18 protein-coding genes and 2 pseudogenes are annotated in these 23,031 nt (G+C 41.3%); 10 read left to right on the forward strand and 10 right to left on the reverse strand.

Translation table 11 applies throughout. The features are described 5' to 3' along the window. The first annotated feature begins 231 nt into the window (after nt 1-231). The 4 genes from rnc to V7K38_RS09290 all read left to right on the forward strand — a co-directional run bounded on the left by rnc (nt 232) and on the right by V7K38_RS09290 (nt 4,757). Nucleotides 232-951, forward strand: coding sequence for a ribonuclease III (rnc, locus tag V7K38_RS09275; RefSeq protein WP_334857224.1), 720 nt, complete (start codon nt 232-234; stop codon nt 949-951). 244 nt (nt 952-1,195) lie between these two features. Beyond that, nucleotides 1,196-2,257: a Gfo/Idh/MocA family protein gene (locus V7K38_RS09280; protein WP_334857226.1), complete on the forward strand. Its 1,062-nt coding sequence runs from the start codon at nt 1,196-1,198 to the stop codon at nt 2,255-2,257. A 412-nt stretch (nt 2,258-2,669) separates the two neighbouring features. Beyond that, entirely contained in the window at nt 2,670-3,617 is a 948-nt protein-coding gene (locus V7K38_RS09285) for a LysR family transcriptional regulator (protein ID WP_334857228.1), read from the forward strand. A gap of 63 nt (nt 3,618-3,680) precedes the next feature. Continuing rightward, nucleotides 3,681-4,757, forward strand: coding sequence for an anthranilate phosphoribosyltransferase family protein (locus V7K38_RS09290; RefSeq protein ID WP_334857230.1), 1,077 nt, complete (start codon nt 3,681-3,683; stop codon nt 4,755-4,757). A 55-nt stretch (nt 4,758-4,812) separates the two neighbouring features. Here the strand turns inward: V7K38_RS09290 and V7K38_RS09295 are convergent, their stop codons facing one another. Beyond that, a complete protein-coding gene (locus V7K38_RS09295; protein ID WP_334857232.1) occupies nt 4,813-6,225 on the reverse strand; it encodes an LCP family protein in 1,413 nt (470 codons plus the stop codon). Between the two features lie 295 nt (nt 6,226-6,520). Next, nucleotides 6,521-7,045, reverse strand: coding sequence for a hypothetical protein (locus V7K38_RS29635; protein WP_442940760.1), 525 nt, complete (start codon nt 7,043-7,045; stop codon nt 6,521-6,523). A 64-nt stretch (nt 7,046-7,109) separates the two neighbouring features. Here V7K38_RS29635 and V7K38_RS09305 point away from each other — a divergent pair, with 64 nt between their 5' ends. Further along, nucleotides 7,110-8,276 (forward strand): AI-2E family transporter, encoded by a 1,167-nt coding sequence (locus tag V7K38_RS09305; RefSeq protein ID WP_334857233.1) that lies wholly within the window; start codon nt 7,110-7,112, stop codon nt 8,274-8,276. 24 nt (nt 8,277-8,300) lie between these two features. Here V7K38_RS09305 and V7K38_RS09310 read toward each other — a convergent pair whose 3' ends face one another. Next, on the reverse strand, nt 8,301-9,632 hold the full coding sequence (locus V7K38_RS09310; protein WP_334857234.1) for a serpin family protein: 1,332 nt from the start codon (nt 9,630-9,632) through the stop codon (nt 8,301-8,303). 721 nt (nt 9,633-10,353) lie between these two features. Then, nucleotides 10,354-11,949: a S8 family serine peptidase gene (locus V7K38_RS09315; RefSeq protein ID WP_334857235.1), complete on the reverse strand. Its 1,596-nt coding sequence runs from the start codon at nt 11,947-11,949 to the stop codon at nt 10,354-10,356. Nucleotides 11,950-12,123: 174 nt separating this feature from the next. Here V7K38_RS09315 and rpe point away from each other — a divergent pair, with 174 nt between their 5' ends. Further along, a complete protein-coding gene (rpe, locus tag V7K38_RS09320) occupies nt 12,124-12,831 on the forward strand; it encodes a ribulose-phosphate 3-epimerase (RefSeq protein ID WP_334857236.1) in 708 nt (235 codons plus the stop codon). Between the two features lie 266 nt (nt 12,832-13,097). Here the strand turns inward: rpe and V7K38_RS09325 are convergent, their stop codons facing one another. From V7K38_RS09325 to V7K38_RS09340, 4 genes and pseudogenes are all read right to left on the reverse strand, one after another. Then, nucleotides 13,098-13,280 carry a hypothetical protein gene (locus V7K38_RS09325; RefSeq protein ID WP_334857237.1) on the reverse strand — a complete coding sequence of 61 codons (183 nt, stop codon included), beginning with the start codon at nt 13,278-13,280 and terminating at the stop codon, nt 13,098-13,100. A gap of 330 nt (nt 13,281-13,610) precedes the next feature. Beyond that, nucleotides 13,611-14,017: pseudogene (locus tag V7K38_RS09330) on the reverse strand (HetP family heterocyst commitment protein). A gap of 208 nt (nt 14,018-14,225) precedes the next feature. Next, entirely contained in the window at nt 14,226-14,396 is a 171-nt protein-coding gene (locus tag V7K38_RS09335) for a hypothetical protein (RefSeq protein WP_334857241.1), read from the reverse strand. A 1,576-nt stretch (nt 14,397-15,972) separates the two neighbouring features. Then, on the reverse strand, nt 15,973-18,375 hold the full coding sequence (locus tag V7K38_RS09340; protein ID WP_334857243.1) for a GH116 family glycosyl hydrolase: 2,403 nt from the start codon (nt 18,373-18,375) through the stop codon (nt 15,973-15,975). Between the two features lie 190 nt (nt 18,376-18,565). Here V7K38_RS09340 and V7K38_RS09345 point away from each other — a divergent pair, with 190 nt between their 5' ends. From V7K38_RS09345 to acpP, 4 genes and pseudogenes are all read left to right on the forward strand, one after another. Beyond that, nucleotides 18,566-19,039, forward strand: a complete 474-nt coding sequence (locus V7K38_RS09345) for a hypothetical protein (protein WP_334857245.1) — start codon at nt 18,566-18,568, stop codon at nt 19,037-19,039. Nucleotides 19,040-19,188: 149 nt separating this feature from the next. Then, on the forward strand, nt 19,189-19,512 hold the full coding sequence (locus V7K38_RS09350) for a hypothetical protein (RefSeq protein ID WP_334857246.1): 324 nt from the start codon (nt 19,189-19,191) through the stop codon (nt 19,510-19,512). Nucleotides 19,513-20,220: 708 nt separating this feature from the next. After that, nucleotides 20,221-21,708, forward strand: a pseudogene (locus V7K38_RS09355) (IS1380 family transposase). A 349-nt stretch (nt 21,709-22,057) separates the two neighbouring features. Continuing rightward, entirely contained in the window at nt 22,058-22,294 is a 237-nt protein-coding gene (gene acpP / locus V7K38_RS09360; RefSeq protein WP_334857248.1) for an acyl carrier protein, read from the forward strand. Nucleotides 22,295-22,464: 170 nt separating this feature from the next. Here acpP and V7K38_RS09365 read toward each other — a convergent pair whose 3' ends face one another. After that, nucleotides 22,465-22,593 carry a hypothetical protein gene (locus V7K38_RS09365; RefSeq protein ID WP_334857250.1) on the reverse strand — a complete coding sequence of 43 codons (129 nt, stop codon included), beginning with the start codon at nt 22,591-22,593 and terminating at the stop codon, nt 22,465-22,467. A gap of 23 nt (nt 22,594-22,616) precedes the next feature. Beyond that, nucleotides 22,617-22,889: a hypothetical protein gene (locus V7K38_RS09370; protein WP_334857252.1), complete on the reverse strand. Its 273-nt coding sequence runs from the start codon at nt 22,887-22,889 to the stop codon at nt 22,617-22,619. Between the last annotated feature and the right edge of the window lie 142 nt (nt 22,890-23,031).

Consider the following 23,031-nt stretch of genomic DNA (forward strand, 5'->3'; position numbering starts at 1 on the left):
GGTCGCGGATGCTTTGAGACTGACAAGATAATATTTTTAACCTCTAATTCCATTTGGTTTGCGTTCTCTCATATCGCTTTTAGTCTAAACTCCAGATTCAAGAGAAGCTAGATAGGGAGAAGTAGCAAAAAGTTGTTAAAGTGATAGTCCAAGAACTTTAGAGATATAAGATAGATAGCTAGTTACCTTCCTCCGCTTCCCTGCCTTCTGCCCCTTTCCCCTTGTCACGTAATGCCCCTTGCCTATCCACGCCGTCAACGGCAACTCGAAAGTTTAGTCCAAAAATTTGGTTTGTCGCTAGAAGCACCTATCAAGTGGGAACTGCTAGATTTAGCGCTCACTCATCCCACTGTTTCTGATTCGGCAAATTATGAACAACTGGAGTTTGTTGGCGATGCAGTGGTACGGCTGGTATCGGCTGTTGTGTTATGGGAAAATTATCCCGATTGTCCAGTAGGAGATTTTGCGGCAATTCGTTCGGTGTTGGTGAGCGATCGCATTCTCGCCCAATTAGCCAGAAGCTATGGTTTGGAGTTATACTTACTAGTCGCCGGTAGCGCCACTGCTGATAAAGTTGGACAAGAGTCACGATTGGCAGATGCTTTTGAAGCAGTTCTCGGTGCGCTTTACTTAAGCACTCAAAATCTAGAACTAATCCGCTCTTGGCTAGATCCCCATTTCCAAGAACTAACGACAGAAATTCGCCTCGATCCTGCCAGACTTAATTACAAAGCTGCTCTCCAAGAATGGACTCAGGCGCAATTTAAAGTTTTACCAGAATATCGGGTTGTGGAAGTCACTCAGCCGCACCGCAATCAAGAGCGTTTCCTGGCTGAAGTGTGGTTGCACGGAAACAAACTAGGAGTTGGTAAAGGGCGATCGATCAAAGCTGCTGAACAAGCCGCAGCTAAGGTAGCTTTTTTAGCAATTCCTAAACCGCAAATACCCTGAGATGAAAAAACGGGTGATTAGCCGATAATCAGTTGATTGTCAGTGGTCATTTGTTCCTAGAGCATCGATTCAGTAATCAAGAACCTAACCCCCAGCCCCCTTTCCTAGCAGGGAAGGGGGAGCCAAACTCCCCTCTCCGAAACGGAGAGGGTTTGGGGGAGAGGTTCTTCGAGGATTCCTGAATTGGTGTTCTAGTCCCTTATATACAAATGACAAATGACAAATAACAAATGACAAATAACAAATGACAAACCAAATTAAAATTGCTGTCATCGGAGTTGGGCGTTGGGGAGTGCATCTGCTGCGGAATTTCTTAGCACATCCCCAAGTAGATGTAGTTGCTGTAGTAGATCCCCATCCAGAACGATTAGCGGCGGTCAAACAGCAGTTTAATTTAGATATTAATGTAGTATTTACAACTCAGTGGGAAGATTTAAAAAAAGTGCCAGGATTGACTGGAGTTGCGATCGCAACTCCAGCTACCACCCACTATGCTTTAATTAAAAACGCTCTCCAGAACGGATACCATGTTTTGGCAGAAAAGCCCCTAACTCTTGATCCCGCCGAATGTCGGGAACTTTGCCAGTTAGCAGAGCAGCATCATTTAATACTGATGGTTGACCACACTTATTTATTTCACCCAGCAGTTGAGCAAGGACAAGCTGTAATACAAGCGGGTAAATTAGGAGATTTACGCTACGGCTACGCGACGCGCACCCATTTGGGGCCTGTCCGCCAAGATGTTGATGCGCTGTGGGACTTAGCTATTCACGATATTGCTATCTTTAACGCTTGGCTACGTCAAATCCCTGTGAAAGTACAAGCAACGGGTACGGTATGGCTACAGAGGCAAGCCAATAGGGAAATAACCCACTCTCTATCCCAAGGTTTAGCCGATCTAGTATGGTTAACACTGACATACCCAGATGGCTTTCAAGCTTATATTCACTTATGCTGGCTGAATTCTGATAAGCAGCGACGGCTGGGGATTGTAGGTAGCCTTGGTAGCTTGATTTTTGATGAAATGTTGCGATCGTCACCTCTAACGCTGCTACATGGGGAGTTTGAACAGCAGGGTAATCAATTTATTCCGGTAAATCAAAGGCAGGTAGTACTGGAATTAGAGCCAGGTGAACCATTAAGGCGAGTTTGCTCCTGCTTTGTTGTCTCTATTCTCAACAATACTCCCTCAGAGATTTCGTCTGGTTGGGTAGCCACACAGTTAGTAGAAATTCTTGCTGCTCTGACAGTATCTCTTGAGCAAGGCGGCAAACCGGTTTTTCTAAACAACTGCTCTCAAGTCTAATTTTCCCCTGAAAATAACCGCCCAATAATATTCGGTTAAGGCAAGAGACGCGATAAATCGCCGTCTTTACAAGAATCATAGGACTAGCCCTTTCAAGGTGGGTAAAATTTTTGGACAATAATTACTCTTTTCTCTGTGTTGCGCCAGGTTCTACAACGGGGGGAACCCCCGCAACACACTGGCGGTTCCCCGACTTGTTCGCGCACCGTCTCCGACAGGAGAAGTAATTGGCGCAACACAGAGAGGAAAGCAGAGATTTTATGAGTCACCTTGAGAGCTAGTCATAAGGCAGTAAAAACTGATTTAGACAAATGTAAATGAGATAAAATATACTGTAACAAACTATACTAAATTGTGTTTAAAAAGCCGTTAACTTAATAAAACTGATAAATGTAATTCAGGCTACATAAAAATGCGCCTAGAGCAGTTGCAAGCCTTTCTAGCGATCGCACAAATCGGCAGCTTTCAACAAGCAGCGCGAACATCTGGTGTTACCCAATCAACGATTAGTCGCCAAATCCAGGCATTAGAAGCAGATTTGGGTATAGAACTATTTCACAGAACAACTCACGCTAAATTAACGCTGGCAGGTGAATGTTTACTACCTCGTGTCCGCAAAATTTGCCAAGAATGGGAAACAGCTACACAAGAATTAGCTGATTTAATCGGCGGAAAGCAACCAGAACTTTGCATTGCGGTGATTCACTCCTTATGTGGATCTTACTTACCCCCAGTGTTGCAAAAATTTTGTCATGCTTATCCAGATGTCCAATTGCGGGTAACTTCACTGGGAAGCGATCGCGCCTTGAAAGTCCTGAAAGATGGATTGGTGGATTTAGCAATTGTCATGAATAATCGTTTTTTAACCACTGCTAGAGAAATGGTGGTAGAAGTACTTTATGATGAACCGATAGAAATTTTAACCGCAGCAAATCATCCCCTGGCACAATATGAATGCGTCCCTTGGTTGGAGTTAATTCGTTATCCACAAGTGGTTTTTAAAGATGGTTATGGGATGCAGCGCTTAATCCAAGATAAGTTTGAGCGAATGGAAGCTACACTGCAAGCGGTTTTAGAGGTAAATACCCTAGATGCCTTCCGGGGAGTGGTGCGCCAAGGAGAACTAATCGCTTTGCTCCCTCAATCAGCATTACTGGAAGCGCGTCTTGACCCTACCCTAGCGATTCGTTCCTTGGCGAACAATAGTATTAGTGGTTTAGCAGATGGTTCGAGTTTGACTAGGCGGGTAGTTATGGTAACAACTCAAGACAGACTGCAAATTCCCCCCATCAAGCACTTTTGGCAACTCGTGCGCGAAAATATTCCATTACAAATTGACCAGCTGCGATCGGTTTCTTAAGTGTCATTGGGCATTGGGCATTGGGTATTCTACAAATGACAAAGGACAAATGACAAAAGACAAATGAGCAATGTATTTAGGGAATTACTGAGAAAAGTAGGTAGCGGAAATCATACAGGCGAAAATTTAACTCGTGCCGAAGCAGCCAGCGCTACTAAAATGATGCTGCTGGGTGAAGCGACACCAGCCCAAATCGGAGCGTTTTTGATTGCTCATCGAATCAAGCGTCCTACGGGGGAAGAGTTAGCGGGAATGTTGGATGCTTATGATGAATTGGGGCCAAAGCTGCAACCAATCGACTCTGGACGACCAGCGATCGCTCTTGGCATCCCTTATGATGGCAGAACCCGCACAGCACCAATTAGTCCGGTAACAGCTTTACTACTCGCCGCAGTTGGACAACCAGTGGTTATGCACGGTGGCGATCGCCTCCCAACAAAGTACGGCTTACCCCTGATCGATATTTGGCAAGGTTTAGGAGTTGATTGGACTACTCTACCACTAGCAAAAACCCAGCAAGTGTTTGAGCAAACAGGAATCGGCTTTATTTATCTACCTCAGCATTTTCCCTTAACTACAAGTATTTGGGAGTACCGCGACCAACTGGGCAAACGTCCGCCCTTTGCGACAATGGAGCTAATCTGGTGTCCTTATGCTGGCAATACTCACGTAATTGCTGGGTTTGTTCATCCGCCTACAGAAGGGATGTTTCAGATAGCTCTGGGGCGGCGGGGAGTAACAAAATTTACATTAGTTAAAGGATTGGAAGGTAGTTGCGACTTACCGCGCGATCGCACTGCAATTATCAGCTTATCTCCATCCGTAGCATCCCAAGAGGTAGAACGATTGCACCTCGTACCGCGTGATTACGGCTTTACTACCAAGAACGTACCCCTTGGAACTACTGAAGAATTGGTGTCGAATATTCAGGATATTTTGGCAGGTAAACCAGGCGAACTAATGCAAACAGCCTTGTGGAATGGTGGATTTTACCTATGGCGGAGTGGTATTTGTTCAAATATGCCAGAAGCTTTAGCTAAAGCAGAAAAATTATTTACCAATGGCGCAGTAGCAGCTAAACTCCAAGAACTCAGCCAGTCAGTAAATTCCCTCTCAGCAGAAGTATTTCAGCCAGTATAAACACTTCGGTACTTCACAGTGCTAAGATAATTCGCAATTAATTACGAATTAGGAATTATTTCGCCTTCTCCAAAATAGATTTTTCTTGTAACCAATCTTTACCTACTTGAATACTGACATCTGAAGCAAGGTTGCCAGTACTTTCCACACGCACTTCGCCAAATCCCAAGGTTTCACGAATTGATTCAGCACTGTCACCATCTCCTTGCTGGGCGACAATATGAGTTACATCTAGAGGTTCACCCCATGCCTTAGCTATATAAATATTGCGATATCCAGATTTTTCTAAGGCTCTAATTAATGGTTGGAGATTAGAGCGATCGCCACCTGTACTATCTTGAATTGCTACACGCAAAGAACGTGGATTAGTCGCCTGCTGTTCCTGCTCTGATTCCAAACCAAAGTGTTGAGCCATCAGTTTGGTAATACCATCTTTATTGGGCAACCAATAGCTAGCATCAAACTCATTTTTTTCGCTAAAGCGACCTGGCAGCATTAACATTTGCATATTAGAGCGATTAGTTCGTACCCCAAAACCCATTAGCGCCACTAACTCTTCAACCGTCAAATTGGTATCGATGTGGTCTTTAACTACATCCAGAACTTTAGGTAATTGAGCAACAGTAGCTGGGTTGAGTGTTTGATCCATCAAGGCACGCATCACCATTTGCTGGCGTTGAATCCGACCGATATCACCGAGTTCATCATGGCGAAACCGCAGCAATTGCAGTGTCTGTTCGCCGTTGAGATGCTGCTTACCCGCCTTCAAATTGATGTACAAATGCTGAGAATCATCTTGGTACTTCATATCTTTAGGGACGTAAACTGTTACGCCTCCTAAAGCATCAATCAGCTTGGCAACTCCCAGAACGTTGATTCGCACATAGCGATCAATTCCCGCCCCACCTAAGAGATTACTGACGGTTCTGGCAGTTAAAGCTGGCCCACCTTCAACATTGGCAGCATTAATTTTTTTCACTCCATGCCCTTCTATTTCTGTGCGGGTATCTCTGGGAATGGAGAGCATAATTATTTTTTTAGTCTCTGGATCAAATTTGAGTAAGAGCATCACATCCGAAAGACCATCAAAGGAGTTTACCTGGGGCTGGTATCTAAGGTTTTTGGTTTCAGGGGGAGGGTTTTGGATATCTGGGGGAAGTACGCTCATTCCCATCACCAAGAGATTCACCGGGCGAGTTAATTGTGAAAATCGCATTACACCTCCAGAAATGCGATCGCCATCAAAGGCCGCCTCTTCCTGTGGACTTAGTTGGGCTTGCTGCAAAGGCGTACTAGTTAAAGACACTGCCAATAGTGCCCCTGCTGTTGCTGACACCATCGCAATCCCACTCATCCCTACCCAAAACCACAGCCAACGTCCTGATTTTGAGTTCTGAGAAATCTTTTTATTGGACTTTGAGGCTTTTCCCGATTGGTTTTCTTCCGCCGAACTTCTTTGAATGGTCACAGAATTCCTCACACTTACTCAATAATCAAATTCGGTAAATTTGTAGACTAAAAACATCTAAACAAATCAACCCATAATAACTAACTCTTAATTATCAGTGCTAACTTTTTTTATGTAGTGTCAACCACAACACTTATAGCAGCATTTTTCCTTCTTTTGGGCCAACCTAGAGATGTTTTACTGAAGTATGGCAATAATAAACTGGATTTGACTAGATATATAAAGAAATCAACGAAAACTTTTTAGGAAATAGGTAAAACTACTGAAAAATTATCATCCTAAAAAATTAAGATAACTACTTACCAAACACTCGTTCAGCTAAAGTACTAAAGCCTGGTAAACGCCCAGATTTGCCCTTTATCAAGCGCAAAATCAACCAGACACTCACTATAAAGTAACCCGATGTAAGAAAACTATTCAGGATAAATAGACGTAGCGAAAGAGAATCTGAAGTTGTGGCTCCGGTACTTAATAATAAATATCCCAACAGCCAAGTAAGTGCCAAAGTGATAGACAGACGGCTAACAGCAAGTTGTTCCCGGCTGCCCTGTCCCCGATAGAGAGTCCACAAAGATGGAAAAAAGCCGACGATCGGAATCAAATATAAAAACAACTGGGTTTTGGGGATTGGGGATTGGGGATTGGGTTTTGGGGATTGGGTATTGGGAGGAGATAAAGAAGAGACTTCTTCAATAATTATTTCTTGTCCCCTTTGTCCCTGATTCCCAGTCCCCAGTCCCCAGTCTCCAGTCGCCTTTGGTTCAAAATTATCCATTGGGGTTAGCCTAACTCCTAAACTAGAAGGATGAATAAGACTCATATAGTTAGAGATAATAAGCTGTAAAGAAAGATTTAACTTAGTTCTATCCCGCAATTAGCTCAAAATGCAGACACGCAAGCTACTCGACTGGTGGCAGACATTCACACCAATAGCGCGAATCGTGGCGATCGCGTTATTTGTTCCACTGCTAGTTCTAAATGGTTGGGCACTTTCGATCTTTTTTAATTATTTCCATTCTCTCATAGTCATTTTAGTGGGAGCCTCAGTCTTGGCATTTCTGCTCAACTACCCCGTGAGTTGGATGGAACATCAAGGTGCTAGGCGAGAGCAAGTCGCTATTCTAGTATTTCTCTTGGCTTTATCGATTTTATTGGCGTTGGGTGTGACGCTGGTTCCCTTAGCCCTTACCCAAGCTCAACAACTGGTGGCTCGGTTGCCAGAGTTGATCGACTCTGGACGCTCTCAGCTAATGATATTAAACGAAAAAGCTGAGACTTTTGGCTTACCCATTAACCTCGATGCTTTGGTAGTACAAATCAACGATCGCGTCAAGGGACAACTGCAAGCGATCGCTGGACAAGTTTTAAATTTAGCGGTGGTTACAGTCACAAGTCTTCTAGATATCCTCTTGACGATGGTTTTGACTTTCTACCTTTTACAGCATGGCAGCGAACTCTGGGAAAGTTTAGTGGAATGGCTACCCTCTAAATTTCGCGATCCTTTCTCTAAAACAGTCCGCCTCAGCTTTCAAAATTTCTTCATCACCCAGTTGATTTTATCTACCTGCATGGCTTCAGCCCTCATTCCTACCTTTTTATGGCTAAAAGTACCATTTGGGCTGCTATTCGGCTTAACTATTGGTCTGATGGCTCTCGTCCCCTTTGGTGGTTCTGTGGGCATTGCCCTGACTACATTATTGGTAGCACTGCAAGATTTCTCAATGGGTGTGAGAGTGTTGATAGCAGCACTAATCGTACAGCAAATTCTCGAAAACTTAATTGCTCCCCGAATTTTAGGTAGTTTTACGGGTTTAAATCCAGTTTGGATTTTAATTTCAGTTTTAACAGGGGCAAGAATAGGCGGACTATTGGGTGTAATTGTGGCAGTACCCACAGCTGTTGTGATTAAAACCGCTTTAAGTGCCTTGCGTCCTGGAGGCCAGACAAACGATAGCGGCACGGGGGAAATAACTGCACCCGTTGCAGCCAACGAATCTCCAAAAACTGACCCTAAAAATACTCTGAGTATTTCGGAAGCAACATTACCGTAAGGAGGCTGGAGGTTTCCTGCCTCCTCATTGTGGCTCGATAATGGAACCCATAAACAAAATGTTTCCCGTCTGATTATTCCTAATCGCACAGAAGAAGGGACGATCAACAATCATTCGGAATGGTTCTGGTTCGTCTCTCAAAGATGTTGCGACTATTCCCACAGAAGTAGCCGCAGCCGCTTCAGTCCCTTCTTCGTTCACTTCGACAAAAGTTTTATGCTTAACTTGGCTAATGGCAAAATTTTTACCCATGCCAGAAAAATTAGCTTTGTTGCTGAAAGCCTCTTTCATGCCTAAACTTTTCAAGGCATCATTTAGTGTAACTTCGTAATCTGTTTTGAAGCGGGGTAGCCTAATAAAGCCCTTTTGTTTGTTGAACTGAGTCATCCATTTTTCCCAGTTTTCAAAACTCAGATTTTGATATAAGGCTTTTAGGTTAGAGTTCTGTTTGGGAAGGAATATATAAAAACTGGTTTTACCATCTTTACCATAAGGTAAACTAACTGCCTGAAATTGTTCATTTTCGTAATATCTATAGTCACCTTCTTGTGACATCATCAGGTGTTGTTTTCGTCTACTAGGTGTGATGTAAAAAGGGTATTGGGCAGTTTTACTTTTGTCAAATTCGTTACTCCAATTACCTTTAAAATATATGGCATTAATTAGAAACAATACTTGATTTGGTTCAATTGTTTCAACTATTTTAGTAATTTTACCCTTAGTACTTTCTTTTACCCAGTTATTTATAATACTTGACGCGGCGGTATCTTTAAAGTTTAAATTGCTAACCTTAGCTTGATAGAAATCCTGGGTTCTTTTGAGGAAATCTGGTGCAAAGCTAACATCTTGATTTGCCCAAAGCGAGTTAGCAATACTCAGTTGGACTTTTGCATCGTGATTGTCTAAAAGCTGCTTTAATGCCGCCGCGTAAGCAGAATTGATTTCTGGTAGATTCATTCCCTGTAATTCTAGGGTTTTTGCCATTGCTTGTTGAGTTGAGCCGCTAGCGCCGTTGTAGGTCATGGCGAGAGCGATCGCTACACTCGAAGGTGAGATAAAAATATTATTCTCACCTTTATCATCTTTTAGAACTTCTGAAAATAGTTTGAAGCCAAACTTATTGCTAGACTCAACTATTCTTGTATCAGGGTTGACTGTTTTTTTTTGCAATGGAGTTTCTGGTTGAGGTAAACTAGATTGGGCAAGGGCGCTTTTGTTACTCTCAACTTGAGAACACCCTAATACACTGAATAAAACAACACTTGCAGCTGCCAGAGCATAACGTCTGCCTAGACTCACACCATAACGTCTTTGCAGAAAATTCTCTTTTGCATCACTAAATTTTTGTCGATTCATTCTGCTACCTCAATTGCCAAAGATTCCCGATCTGTCCTCATGATTGACGCAGACACTGTGTCAATGATTAACTATTGCATTTACTCCAATGGAAAATTAGACTGTTACAGTTTTTGTAACAGCAAGTTAATGGCTCAGAGGAATTAAACACAGCTTATTAAAGCTGCTAATTTTTAATTGAGGCGACTATGCAGACAAATTATGAAAAATCTCAATTTTGAGGAAATTTATCTATTTATCAATAACAGTATTGTAGACTACCTAATCACAAAATAATCACTTGTATTAGGTTTTTATAGATATAGGACTTACGTAAAATTAAACGCGGTAGGGGTAATTCATGAATTACCCCTACCTGAAAATCTTTCTTTTCGGCTATTGTTTTCGTAAGTCATGAGATGAAATAATGTTTTTTAGTTGCATCAAGTACAGAAATTTCGTAGGGACGCACGGCTATGCGCCCCGATAAAATAGTGTTGTTCAAATAGATGAAAACGCTGTAAGTTGACACAGTTAACAATTCAAAATTCAAAATTAAAGGCAATTTCAGACGTTCGCGTAGCGTCTCCCCTTGGGAGAAGAGGAGTAACGCACCATCAGCTTGAGATGGTGTCGTACTCTCCTTGCTAAAGCAACGCCAGTTCGCTCAAGTCGGGAAACCCGCCCACGCGACTGGCCCCCCTACGTAAGAATTTCAAAAATCAAATACTAGTCCTATATTTCAATTGATCGGTACACTCCACCAAGCTAAACTATAGGGTTGAGTCGCTTCATTGAGCTTTTGACGAAATTGGACGCGGATTTTGTAATTGCCATTAGCAGGAATGGGGCAGAAAATATGTTCTACACTATCAATTGGGCTGATTGAGGAGCAAACAGCACCAGCATCTGAATTTTGAGCATCAGCTTTTACTAAGTATAGGTCGAGATTATTTAAGCCGCGATCGCGAAAATTTTCGCCCACATCATATTGCTGGTTTTTATTTTTATCGTTGAGTTCCACCAATCGATCCCAACTCAGGGTGACAGCAACAAAACTTCCCTGCTTTAAAGGTTTAGCTAACACATAGTCAACAGATGCTCCAACATCGACTTGGCGATAATCCCAACCAATAGCCGGAACCGCACCTGATGGCTGCCATTGACCAGCACTAAATTGCTGATAAGCGCGAAATGCGTTCAAATGACCCGCTCCCATTTGGGCATCCAAAGGAATCTTGGGATCTTTATAAGCATCAGAATCTAGCCAGTTTTGATTTTGTTTATCAATTAGCGTCCGGCTCATTCCCAAGCGCAAGCCATCACCACTATCTTGGATTTTGTCTGCTGAATTCAACAACACAGCTTTCATTACTTGATGATGCCGAGAATCGATGCTCCAGTTGGGTTGTTTTGTGCGTATTTGTCGGTCAGCAAATTCTTGTAATAGAGCGACAGTAGCAGTAACTTGAGGCGCAGCAAAACTAGTACCTGTAACCTTGTTCAATTTGCCATCTGGATTGAGCAAAGGAATATTATTCCCAGGAGCAACTAAACTGATGGCGCGACGGCCACCAACATCAAATTCCCTTCCAGCTAGCCTTCCACTCACTCCTTGGTTAGCACCCGCCAAATTAGCCACATCTACTTTATTGAAAACTCCCCCTCGGCGGGATGAAAAAGCCACGTTCACTCCGTTAAAATTATCTGTAGGAATAGGAATACCGCCTTTACCTTGATTGCCTGCGATCGCATACAAAACATCATGAACCCGGCTAGACCAGTCAACACATAAAGTTAGTAAAGCATTGCCGTCTAAAATAGCCTCTGGTCTAGGGTCGCGGCTTAAAGGTTCACCAAAACTAAAATTAATCGCACGGACATCGCCACCATTTTGTAGCGCTATGTGCTGGGCCGATAAACATTCTTCTGGCTGACCCATGCTTTTAGTAGAACCCACCGCAGACGAATACAGTCTCGCTCCCGGAGCAATTCCCGGCAAAGCTTTGTCTTGACTTACCATCACACCAGCAACATTGTAAGCATGGGGGTCAACACCAGTATTAGACTTAGCTGGCCCATTGCGTAAAAATACTCCCGCTAAAGATATAGCGCGATTTTTAGACACCGCCTTATCCCACCCAAACATTCCCGGTCGACCAATCTCCACTTGACCAATAGCAATCTTACGACCGATTAAATTATAAGGAGCTTGGTGTAGCTTCAGAGCATCAATACCGTTAGTTCCCAAACCAGATTCTAAAGCCGAGGCAATTACCGGCGCACTCAGACAAGAAGCACTTAATCCCCAAATTATCCAAGTTAGTTTTTTAGTCATTTGTTATTTGTTATTTGTCATTGGTCATTTGTCATTAGTCATTGGGTATTAATTACTTGACTCCTAACTCCTAACTCCTAACTCTCCCAAAAAAGGCCGGGATCAAAGTTATGAGTCTTGCTCAATGTTTTGTTACAATGCTTACAGACGAGGACGCTTAAAAACCCACTAGCCATGACCCAAAACCTATCTCAAAAGCCCATTGTAATTTCTCCATCGATCCTATCAGCCGATTTTAGCCGTCTGGGTGACGAAATTCGCGCTGTAGACGCGGCCGGAGCAGATTGGATTCATGTTGATGTAATGGACGGTCGTTTTGTACCTAATATTACGATAGGCCCTCTGATTGTGGAGGCGATTCGTCCGATTACAACCAAGCCCCTGGATGTCCACTTGATGATTGTGGAGCCAGAAAAGTATGTAGAAGGATTTGCGAAAGCGGGTGCTGATATTATCTCCGTACACTGCGAACATAATGCTTCTCCACATCTGCACCGTACCTTGGGGCAAATTAAAGAGCTTGGTAAGAAGGCTGGAGTTGTACTTAATCCTGGTAGCCCTCTAGAGCTAATTGAATACGTTCTAGATTTATGCGATTTAGTACTAATTATGAGCGTCAACCCTGGTTTTGGTGGTCAAAGCTTTATCCCTGGTGTATTACCCAAAATCCGCAAGCTGCGTCAAATGTGTGACGAACGCGGTCTTGACCCTTGGATTGAAGTGGATGGAGGATTGAAGGCAAATAATACCTGGCAAGTTTTGGAAGCGGGAGCTAATGCAGTTGTCGCTGGCTCAGCTGTATTTAACGCTAAAGATTATGCTGAGGCTATTACATCAATTCGCAACAGCAAGCGTCCCGCCCCAGAATTAGCAAAGGTTTAATTCGTTTTTGGATTAACCATTCTCCACAAAAATAGGGTGGGCAAATTGCTCACCCTATTTTTATTTACATATAAAAAACTGGAAGTTCAAAACTTGAAGAACTTCCAGTATTTACTATATAAGTTGAAAATTTAGAAAGCAGAGATAATCCAGGTTGGGAGGACTAGGATTACAATAGTCGAAAGAGAAGCGTATTACCTATTAGTTCTACCAGCCACGACAACGATTTAACCATAACTTTTCTGTTTCTGTTCCTGTTATTGGTGTTAAGCGTTTGCTTTCGTTAATAAAGCAACACCAACCACAGGATAGAAAGTTTTATCAGCCTTACTCGCATCGTCTGCAGTCGATGAAAGGTGTGTAAAATCTGGATTGGGGGAATCCACCTCCCCAAATTCTCTTTGCTCAGACTTCCTCAGAAAAAGAACCACCAGTAGTAATGGTTGCATCGTGGGTCTTGGTATAGGAGTTATTTACTCTATGAGATACTGACTACTTTTGTAATCAGTTTGATTTATTTCATAGTCAGAACTAATCATTGATTTTATTTTTTAATTAACTTACTGCCAGTAATCACCTCTATTTAAGTTAAAGTTTTAGTTGTTATTAGTTTACCAATCTCGTCAGTATATATTTGCCATTTTGGCAGATTTTTTTAAAGGATATCAAATTAATTACTGCTACAGAAAACCTCCCATGCTATAAATTTTAAATTAGCATGGGAGGCTTTCAGATACTCAATCAACTTTAGGGCAGAATCTATTGATTCCAAATTCTTTTTAATTGACTCCACAGTGTTTCAAGGACATATCTTGAGTTAATGGCGATTTCCTTGATTGATAATTGGCTATCCCAATCTCTGGTCTAAACTACCACTACGAATGTCTGTTTTTTGCTTTCCAACAACTTCAAGATAAGCAGGTCTGGAATCATTAGCATGTTTCAGCATTTTTAGATTCTCGCTTTGCTGTTGTTTTGTTCTGTTGGTTTGAGAGTTTTCTTTGAGTAATCGGTTATAAGTACGATACGGAATGTAATGGAGAGGATTATAACCAGCAAAACGTAGCATTAAAACACATGCCCAGGAGTACTTTCCAGCAATAATTGCTTCAACTACTTTGTCAAATTGTTGAGCCTTCACTGTTGTATCTAAGTTACTACTAATACCAGCAATGTCTTGATTCATCATAGTGTTTAGTTATCTTGGATGAAGTAAACTAGTTCGGTTTCTGCGATTATTGGCGTTTCGATTCAGGTTTACAAACTGCACTAACTTTTTTGCAGTTGTTGAATCGCTTTCGGGAAATTATCAGCAATTTGGCGGTGTAGGATGTTGACGATGGCCAAAAATCTATCAATCAACAGATGCGTACATAACTTTCCCAAACTCTGATTTATTCTTGCAGCTTTGAGTGGTAAAGATACAGGCTTAAACCTCTCTGCTGTTTAAGCTTTACCTTGGCGCTGTTGAGTAGACTTTTGGTAATTTTGGCTGATAACTCCCCTAGTAAACTAGTTTTGACAAGAGCTAGCTTGTAGTAGGGATATAAATTATATAGATTCATTGCTGAACTGTCCCCTTGGCTTGAGGTTTCGACTGCATTTGACCTGATGATTTTTTTGATGAACTCACCTTTGATTAAAAACAATCAAGTCTTTAACCAACTTTGTTGGCTGCTCAGTCCTGTTAGTAAGTGAAAGGTAAAAATTTATTTTTTGTCTTCTCATTTGAATGGTAGGACAAAAGTCTTGGCGTAGCTCTTGATAGATGCAGTTATGTTTTCTGAAACTTTATCGACTCCTAATTCAATAAATTTTCTCTGTTAAAACGCCTGTATTTCTTACTACTGCTTAATTAAGCAATTTCCGGCAAGTTTTCAGATTTTTTTGAGCAGTTAAGAAAATTTATTTATCTTTGAGTTTTAACAACGCCATTCGTATATATACTATTTTTTGTCGTTAATGTCATCTACTAAGTTAGTAGATTTGTAAGTTAAATTTACTGAATCGATTTCGATATGTACTTGCGTATTGTGCAACTTTAAATTTTGTCCTCCCTTGCTAATTCATGAGGGGTCTGACCCCCCACACAATCTCAATTTAAACACTTTATTATTGTCGAGTCACTAGAAGATATTACCATTAACTATGATGTAAAACAACTTCTAAAAATCGTAAAATTTAAAGACTAAAAACGTTCGCCGTCATAGCATTGAACATATTTTTTAATAGGTTCAATCAGATAATGATATTGATTATCTTGATGTTTCTTGATTTACAAGAACTATAGCTTCAGCCTAAGTAAGCCGGTGAGAATAACTCAAACTATATTAACTAATGTAAAAAATATTGAAATTAGTTCTTAGTGTTCGCGTAGCGTCTCGTAGAGAGGGCTGAAGCCCTCACTACAAACCTTTAATTATTTACGCAGACTTACTTATCTAAACAAAATCACTGTAAATCGTGAATATTTCATAATTATCAGCTAGTAATTTTAGCTACATTAGATTTTAACAATCTTACTTATTAGTAATAATATAGATAGATGTTTTTTATTATTATCAACTGAAGAAATTGAAGTTTTAGCAAGATTGTTTTATTAAAATAATCTTGCAGTTTAAGTCTATAAAATATTATAAATATTAGCAATATAAATAAAACTAATTAACACATAATCTCGTTAATTTTCTTCAAAAGCCATTTCTATGTGTCTTAATATTTAAAATATTTCTCAAGCTGAGATTAGAGATGTTGTGGCAGTTGAGCTAAATGCTAGTAAAAACCACCAATTGCCATGAGTTTGTGATGAATGCCTTGCTCAACGAGAATACCTCGGTCTAAAACAAAGATATAGTTGGGATAGAGTAGTCTGGAATTCTCAATGCTTCAACTCTTACCATTACTGAAATTTTCGTTCGCTTCCGGAAACACGCTGAAAATCAAATCACAAATCTAGAGGCTAATTTTGGTAAGGCATATTATAGCGGTTTTCAATTGTATGGAATACAGACCTAACCCCCAGCCCCTTCCCTGCAAGGGAAGGGGAGTAAGTAAGATTTAAAGCTTCTCTCCTTTTAAGAAGAAGGTTTGGAGAAAGGTCAAAGTATATTGCATCAAAAGGAGAACCGTTTTGATAGTCAATCAATTAATAACTAAGTAAATTCCCCAGATTGCCATTGCCCGTAAGTAAGTGCTAGCGCGGAAAGTACTAGCTGCGGTGATAGCTTCAGGGGTGCGAAATTGCAGACCATTCTCATAAATTTGCTGCACTACAGCTTGTGTTAATCTCAAGGCTTCATCCTTCATTCCCATTTGCACAAGAAAAGCTGCTAGCCCAAAGTTTATCCCTGTCCAAACTTCTAGGGGATGAGTAGCTTTAGGGTTTTCTGGTGAACCATCAGGACGAACACCATTAGCAGCACCAAATTCTCCATTGCAGAATTTCAAAAAGCAGGCATCATAAACAGTTTTTAGGGCAGAAAGGGCGCGATCGCTCGGTACAATATCTGGTAGGTCTAAAAGACGAGCGTAGAATTGTCCGCACAATTGATCTGCCATCACCACATCTGAACCACTTTCACTATCAAGTTTGTAATATTGCCCATTCCAGAGTTTTTCTTGGTAAATAGGAAGAGATTGTTGTAACCAAGTTTCATAGATGGATTTTTGAACCGCCAAGCCGCCGAGGTCGCCAAGTTTGTGAGTTAATAAAATATCACTAATTGCGATCGCAGCCTCTAGCGCCGCTAACCACAAGCCGCCACAATAGGCGCTGACACCTTGTAACCGCCAATCATCAAAGGTTTGATCGGGCGCACCAGAGTTTTCAGGTATCCCATCGCCATCAAGGTCAAAGGTTTTTAGGTAGTCGAGGGTTTGAACGATCGCAGTCCAGCAATCTGCTAAGAATTCTACATCGTCAGCACCTGTGAGCAGAAAATCACGGTATACTTGCAAGACAAAATCACTACCTAAATCTTTCCATAAATTGCAGTCTTGATAGCTGGTGTAATTGGTTTTCTCCCAAACGTGTTCATTGGGTGCGCCTAAATCGTGGGGTGTTGCACCTGCAACTTTGCGAACTGCAATCGGACTTTCAGCTTTGATTGTCATGTAATAGCCGATTATCCGAGGTGTATCATCACCTTGAGGAATCGCCCGTGCAAATGCCCGCATCACCGACTTCTCTAATTCTGGAAACAGCATCAGCAGAGCAAAAGAGCCGTATAATCGCACATCTAGACTTTCATACCAACGATAATCTAGGCACTCCAGCACCGCGAACTGACCGATGGGGTCAAGCTCTGATGCTGCACTCCAGAGAGTACCGCCGCTAGTGAGGTCGTAAAGCTCGTTAAATAGAGCCATTTTAAACCAGTTGGGTAAATCTTCCCGGTCGATAATGGGTTGTTGCCAAGTTTGAATTTGCGATCGCCAGGTTTGGTATTCTTGTAGTGCAGTAGATGCGATCGCCCAAGCATTTTTACCACTTCTACCAAAAAAGTCTGTATATCTGCGATAATAGTTGACTCCGGCGGCAAATTCTGTAATGGGTAAATCCCAAGCGAGGACAAAGGGGATTTCGAGAGTTTCGCCTGGTTGGAGAGTGAAACGAAGTGCGATTGCAGTCCCTAACTGTTCACCTTCTGCGACTGGATTTGTATCTATATAATTGGGCAAAGAACCATCTTTGGCAAAGCTTTGCCACACCTCATCACCAGTACCATCAGGATTCCAGCGAGTGTGTTGAAATACCTCCACTTGGGGATGCTTAAGTGTAGCAATACACCAAGTTCCATCACCTTCTTGCAAAGGTTCATCACTACCAACCCGACCTAAAAGACAGCCAAACTGTTCTGTATTTTCAACTATCTGGTTATAGTTACCTTGACTTTCGCCCCAGCGTGGTTGGTATTCGTAAACCGGACTACCATCATCGCGCACCCGCACTTCGGGAGATTTCAGGGCATTAGTAAACCAGCCCACCATATTTTGCCAAGAGAGCATGATGCTGAGAGTAATTGGTGCATCTGTAGGGTTATGGGCATTCCACAGGAATGTTGCCACAGGGTAGCTAGTTTCTTGATAATTCCCAGCCCACACTGGTGAAAACTGCTCACAAGTCAACTGTGCTTGAAATATATTTTCATACACAAACCAGCTACGTGGGTAGAGCGCGTGATAATTTCCTGTCCCCTCTGCAAGTGTCGGATACCACTGCCAAGCTTTGAGAGTGCCATCATCCGGTGCTTGGGTAGATAAAGCGTAGGCTTGGGAAGATGTGCTATTGGATTCAAACACACTGAATTGACAAGCAGGAATGTTTTTGAAGGTATGTTCACCGCCATCGATGTGCCACAGGTTAAAATCTCCTCGTGAAGAACGGCCGATACAACCTGCACCAAAGCCACCTAAAGGCATACCATGCCAAGGGCCATCATCGATATTACTTGCGTAGCGGACGGTATAAGGTTTGTCCCAGCCTAAACCGATGGGACGGCTCCAAGTGCAAGAGGGAATTTTCGGAGAGAGTTGATTTGTCATCGCCTAATGTTACAGCGTGCAGTTACGTCAATGAAGACTAGCGCGATGTGTGATTTTTCTCAAGGGGCGCAGCGATGTAGGGACACGGCATTGCCGTGCCCCTACTTGGTAATCTTTGTTGGTGTCATTGAAATTCAAATTGTATATGTGGGAACTCTAGAAGTAAGCCACATACCGGAGACTAATTTTTATGTCCACAGCCCCAATTAGTGCAACACTAGCGCAATCAGAAAGAGATGCTGTGTTGCAAGCGATCGCTACAATTAAAGAAAAGCTACCATTTTTGATTGATTTAACTAACGAGGAACGGAAAGCTTTACCCAAGATGGGAGATAAAAGCCGCGCCTTTGTCAGCAAAGCATTGGAGGTGGCGACACAGAACCCAGAGTTTTTACCGCGATCGTTTGACCTGGATGAAATGCGGAAGGATGTACAATTGTTTGAGGCGTTGTATCCAGTATTGCTGTCGCTGACACAATTCCAAGAATTGGTGGATGATACATTTTTAGCGGTGGGTAGTGAAGCCTATGCAGCCGCGTTACAGGTGTATACTTATGCCAAAGTTAGTGGACAAGGCGCTGGTTTAGAGACAGTAGTTGAGGAAATGGGGCAAAGGTTCGCCCGTAAATCTCGGAAAGTCAAGCCTCAAGCAGCAGCGTTGTAGAAAATAACTCGGCAATTGCCCTTCTAAGGTGCAATGTTGAGGTTCAGAACTCGAATGTTTGAGTAAATTGCTCGGCGTTCCGAGTTCTGAACTCGAAGTTTCAACCTCTGAACATGGAATTTTGAGATGAGAACTCGGAACTTCAGGCTTTGAACACCAACGTTCGAGATCCAAAGGTAAATGATGGTGATTGGAAGGCGATGGTTTACTCTTTGAACAGCAACATCCGAGATCCAAGAGTGAATGATAGTAAGTCAGGAGCGATCGCTTTCGTTACCATCCCATCTTCACTAATCCGCAAACTGAGGAAGCAAAAGCCGCTTGCGAAGTCTGCCGTAAATATGTTTGGAGTAAAGAACGTGGGTAGGGGCACGGCAATGCCGTGTCCTTACAATGGTCTGTACTTATTATCTCAACCATTTAGGCTCAAAACTTCAGTTTTCACCTTCAGAACTCGGAACTTCGACCCCTGAACTCGGAACTTCGACTTCTGAACTCAGAACTTCGACCTTTGAACTCGGAACTTCGACCTTTGAACTCGGAACTTAAACCTCTGAACTCGAAACTTCGACCCCTGAACTCAGAACTTCGACCTCTGAACTCGAAACTTCGACTTCTGAACTGCAACATCCGAGATCCAAGGGTGAATGATGGTGATTAAATAGCGAATATTTTCCTTACCATCCCATCTTTACAAACCTGGAAACTAAAGCCACCACAAATATCTTGCGTAGGGGTACAAGAATGTTGTGTCCTGATAGAACTGTTCACCACAGCCAAGATTTTATTTATAATTTTCCGTAGAAGAATTAGCATCATTCAAATGTAATAGGCATTGTGCAAAACAATATTGTTTATCGTTGAGATGCCAGATGGGTTGGGGACACGGCATTGCCGTGTCCCTACGTTATTTATATTAATGGCAATAGAAATTATCGGCTAAATTGAATATCTATAAAGTATCTTAATCATCGATAAATCGGTAGGGGTACAACATTGTTGTGCCCTGATAGAACTGTTCACCACAGCCAAGATTTTATTTATAATTTTCCGTAGAAGAATTAGCATCATTCAAATGTAATAGGCATTGTGCAAACCCGGATTTCTCACAAACTCTGAAAAAAGCGGGGACAAAAACGGCTAAAATGTATATATGGCAAGTATTTCAGCATTTATAAACTATGATTCGACCCACAAGGCGATCGCTCCCAAAACAGTTTAGATTTGAACAGCCAAAATCGCCCCCAGTCGTAGTTAATTTCCAGGGTGGACAAGTAACATCTGATGCAGGTTTAAGCTTAATTGCTGAAATAGATAGAAAACTGCAAATCACATCACAGTTTGCACTATGTTTCCAAGATTACCGAAAGCCTTATCGAATTGACCATTCAATAGAAAACTTAATTAGACAACGAATCTACGGGTTGGTCATGGGATACGAAGACTTAAATGACCATGAAGAATTACGTCATGATCCGATGTTTGCTCTATCATTAGGAAAAAGGATTGGAGTACAAGATAAGCCTGCTATATTAGCAGGTAAGAGTACATTAAATAGGCTGGAACATTGCCCTAAAGATGTAGAACAAGGAGCAGATAGTCGTTACCATAAAATTGGACATTCTTCAGCAGAAATTGAAAGTCTATTTGTAAATATATTTTTAAAATCCTACTCAAAAGAACCACGAAAAATTATTTTGGACTTAGATGTAACTGATGATTTAGTACATGGCAATCAGGAGCAAGTTTTTTTCAATACCTATTATGCAGGATATTGCTATGCTCCACTTTATATTTTTTGTGGGAAACACTTATTAGCAGCCAAACTTCGTCCTTCTAATGTAGATCCAGCATTTGGGGCATTAGAAGAGTTGCAGAGAGTTATTAAACAAATACGTCAACATTGGCAGAATGTTGAGATTTTAGTACGAGGAGATAGTGCCTATTCCAGAGACGATATAATGACATGGTGTGAGTCGCAGACTGGAGTTGACTACGTTTTTGGATTGGCGCGAAACAGCCGTTTAATTCAAATGGCTACGGCGACTCAAAATAGAGCCTCGCTTGAGTTTGAGCATAAATTATCAACAGTAACTTCATTCTTAGAAACTCTATTTAAACCAGATGAACAAATTTCTGAACTTGCTTGTGACCTGATTGATAACTCAATTTAGCATAAGTCGTTAGACTATAAGACTCGTGAATCTTGGAGTCGTAGTCGTCGTGTTGTTTGTAAGGTTGAATATGGAATGAAGGGGAATAATACTCGTTTTGTTGTTACTTCTTTGACTATCAATAAAGTACCTCCTGGTCAACTCTACAGACAAAAATATTGTCAGCGAGGGGAGATGGAAAATCGCTTCAAGGAACAACAACTTGAGCTTTTTAGCGATAGAACAAGTACTCATACATTTGCGGGAAATCAGTTACGTTTATGGTTTTCTTCTCTTGCTTACGTCTTGATGAATGCATTGCGGTTACAATGTTTAGCCAAAACCGAATTAAAAAATTCTCAAGTTGGGACTATTCGGGCAAAATTATTGAAGTTAGGAGCCTTAATTACTATAAGCTCACGGCGAATTTTAATTGCGATTACTAGCTCAAGTCCTGTAAAACATATCTTTGCTGCTGCTTACAGATGCTTAAAAATGCTCCCAAATACTGCTTAATTGCGAGTTAAGCAGCATTTCACCTTCTCTCTAATAATATTTCTGGCTTGGTTTGATTCAAGCCTTGTTTTGGATGCTTAATTTTATGAACAGAGTGTTTCAATCCCAGTATAAGCAAAGACTTTAGTAACTATTTTAGCTTGGTACTTGCCATTTTGTACTTACTTTGTTTACCATCATAAATTTCAATTGATGATGTATCAAAAAATGTCTTATATCAAGCGATGTGAATTGATTTTTTATTGTTTGTGAGAAATTTGCGCTTAACTGTCCTTGTATTTACGTTGTAATTTTCATAAAATTTATAACGAGCAAAAAATAAACAAAAGTTTGAACGTAAGGATTTTATATGTCCACAATTGAAGAACGAGTTAAAAAAATAATAGGAGAGCAACTAGGCGTTAAACAAGAAGAAGTAGTGAATACTGCAAGTTTTGTAGAAGACTTGGGTGCCGATGAATTAGATACTGTAGAACTTGTAATGGCTTTGGAAGAGGAATTTGATACTGAAATACCAGTTGAAGAAGGTGAAAAAATTACTACAGTACAAGCAGCTATAGATTACGTAAACTCTCACCAAGCATAATCAGCTTTATTTGTACAAAGAAAATTCTCTTTGAAAGTGGGCTGTTCATCTTCAAGCTCGACAAGCTTAGAACTAGCCCTTTCAAAGTCTTGTGTGATGAGCTAATTTTTAGTTTGGTAAAAAAAAGATGTAAATCTTTTGGGTGGAGAAAAATGTTACTAAGTAAGCACTTAAGTATATTGTAAAGAGAGTTCAGTATCAATGTTGTCCCTGACTTGCCAAAAATCTTCGTCAGAATAGGGCACATCGACAATAAAGGTATGCCGTAGTGATAACAAAAAGTTGAGAACTGATTGCATGTTTTCTCCTGATAATTTTAGTTTTAGTTGCTATCCCAGCCATCGAATTTGTACTTAAGTGGAGAATCCTTAAGTAATCTTTCGATTCCCAAACGGATTAAATCTGGTGGAACTCCGTCCAATTTCAATTCGTTTTGAATAAACTCATCAATTGAGTTAGCTGTAGTTTTTTCTAACAGTGCCAACATCTGTTGAGCTTGAGTTTTGGGTGTGTCAATTGGTGAATTAGTTTCGGCGTGAGAAGCTCGATGCTCACTTGGTGTCGAGTCAACAAACTGTTTGCCCGGATTTCTCACAAACTCTAAAATAACGGGGACAGAAACTGCTAAAATGTATATATGGAAAGCCTTTCAGCGATTTTAAACTATGAGCCTACCAGCAACGCGATCGATACCAAAACAGTTCAAATTTGAACAGCCAAAGTCAGTCCCAGTCGTA

Origin of the sequence: Nostoc sp. (assembly GCF_036917465.1) — a bacterium.
In the GTDB taxonomy this organism is placed as follows: domain Bacteria; phylum Cyanobacteriota; class Cyanobacteriia; order Cyanobacteriales; family Nostocaceae; genus Nostoc.

What these genes read in the sequence shown, in the direction of transcription:
- acpP (WP_334857248.1), top strand. Translation starts at nt 22,058, where the DNA reads ATGTCCACAATTGAAGAACGAGTTAAAAAAATAATAGGAGAGCAACTA.
- V7K38_RS09315 (WP_334857235.1), bottom strand. Translation starts at nt 11,949, where the DNA reads ATGACTAAAAAACTAACTTGGATAATTTGGGGATTAAGTGCTTCTTGT.
- V7K38_RS09365 (WP_334857250.1), bottom strand. Translation starts at nt 22,593, where the DNA reads ATGCAATCAGTTCTCAACTTTTTGTTATCACTACGGCATACCTTTATT.
- V7K38_RS09305 (WP_334857233.1), top strand. Translation starts at nt 7,110, where the DNA reads ATGCAGACACGCAAGCTACTCGACTGGTGGCAGACATTCACACCAATA.
- V7K38_RS09280 (WP_334857226.1), top strand. Translation starts at nt 1,196, where the DNA reads ATGACAAACCAAATTAAAATTGCTGTCATCGGAGTTGGGCGTTGGGGA.
- V7K38_RS09310 (WP_334857234.1), bottom strand. Translation starts at nt 9,632, where the DNA reads ATGAATCGACAAAAATTTAGTGATGCAAAAGAGAATTTTCTGCAAAGA.
- V7K38_RS09340 (WP_334857243.1), bottom strand. Translation starts at nt 18,375, where the DNA reads ATGACAAATCAACTCTCTCCGAAAATTCCCTCTTGCACTTGGAGCCGT.
- V7K38_RS09325 (WP_334857237.1), bottom strand. Translation starts at nt 13,280, where the DNA reads ATGCAACCATTACTACTGGTGGTTCTTTTTCTGAGGAAGTCTGAGCAA.
- V7K38_RS09285 (WP_334857228.1), top strand. Translation starts at nt 2,670, where the DNA reads ATGCGCCTAGAGCAGTTGCAAGCCTTTCTAGCGATCGCACAAATCGGC.
- V7K38_RS09290 (WP_334857230.1), top strand. Translation starts at nt 3,681, where the DNA reads ATGAGCAATGTATTTAGGGAATTACTGAGAAAAGTAGGTAGCGGAAAT.
- V7K38_RS09345 (WP_334857245.1), top strand. Translation starts at nt 18,566, where the DNA reads ATGTCCACAGCCCCAATTAGTGCAACACTAGCGCAATCAGAAAGAGAT.
- rnc (WP_334857224.1), top strand. Translation starts at nt 232, where the DNA reads ATGCCCCTTGCCTATCCACGCCGTCAACGGCAACTCGAAAGTTTAGTC.
- V7K38_RS09335 (WP_334857241.1), bottom strand. Translation starts at nt 14,396, where the DNA reads ATGAATCTATATAATTTATATCCCTACTACAAGCTAGCTCTTGTCAAA.
- V7K38_RS29635 (WP_442940760.1), bottom strand. Translation starts at nt 7,045, where the DNA reads ATGAGTCTTATTCATCCTTCTAGTTTAGGAGTTAGGCTAACCCCAATG.
- rpe (WP_334857236.1), top strand. Translation starts at nt 12,124, where the DNA reads ATGACCCAAAACCTATCTCAAAAGCCCATTGTAATTTCTCCATCGATC.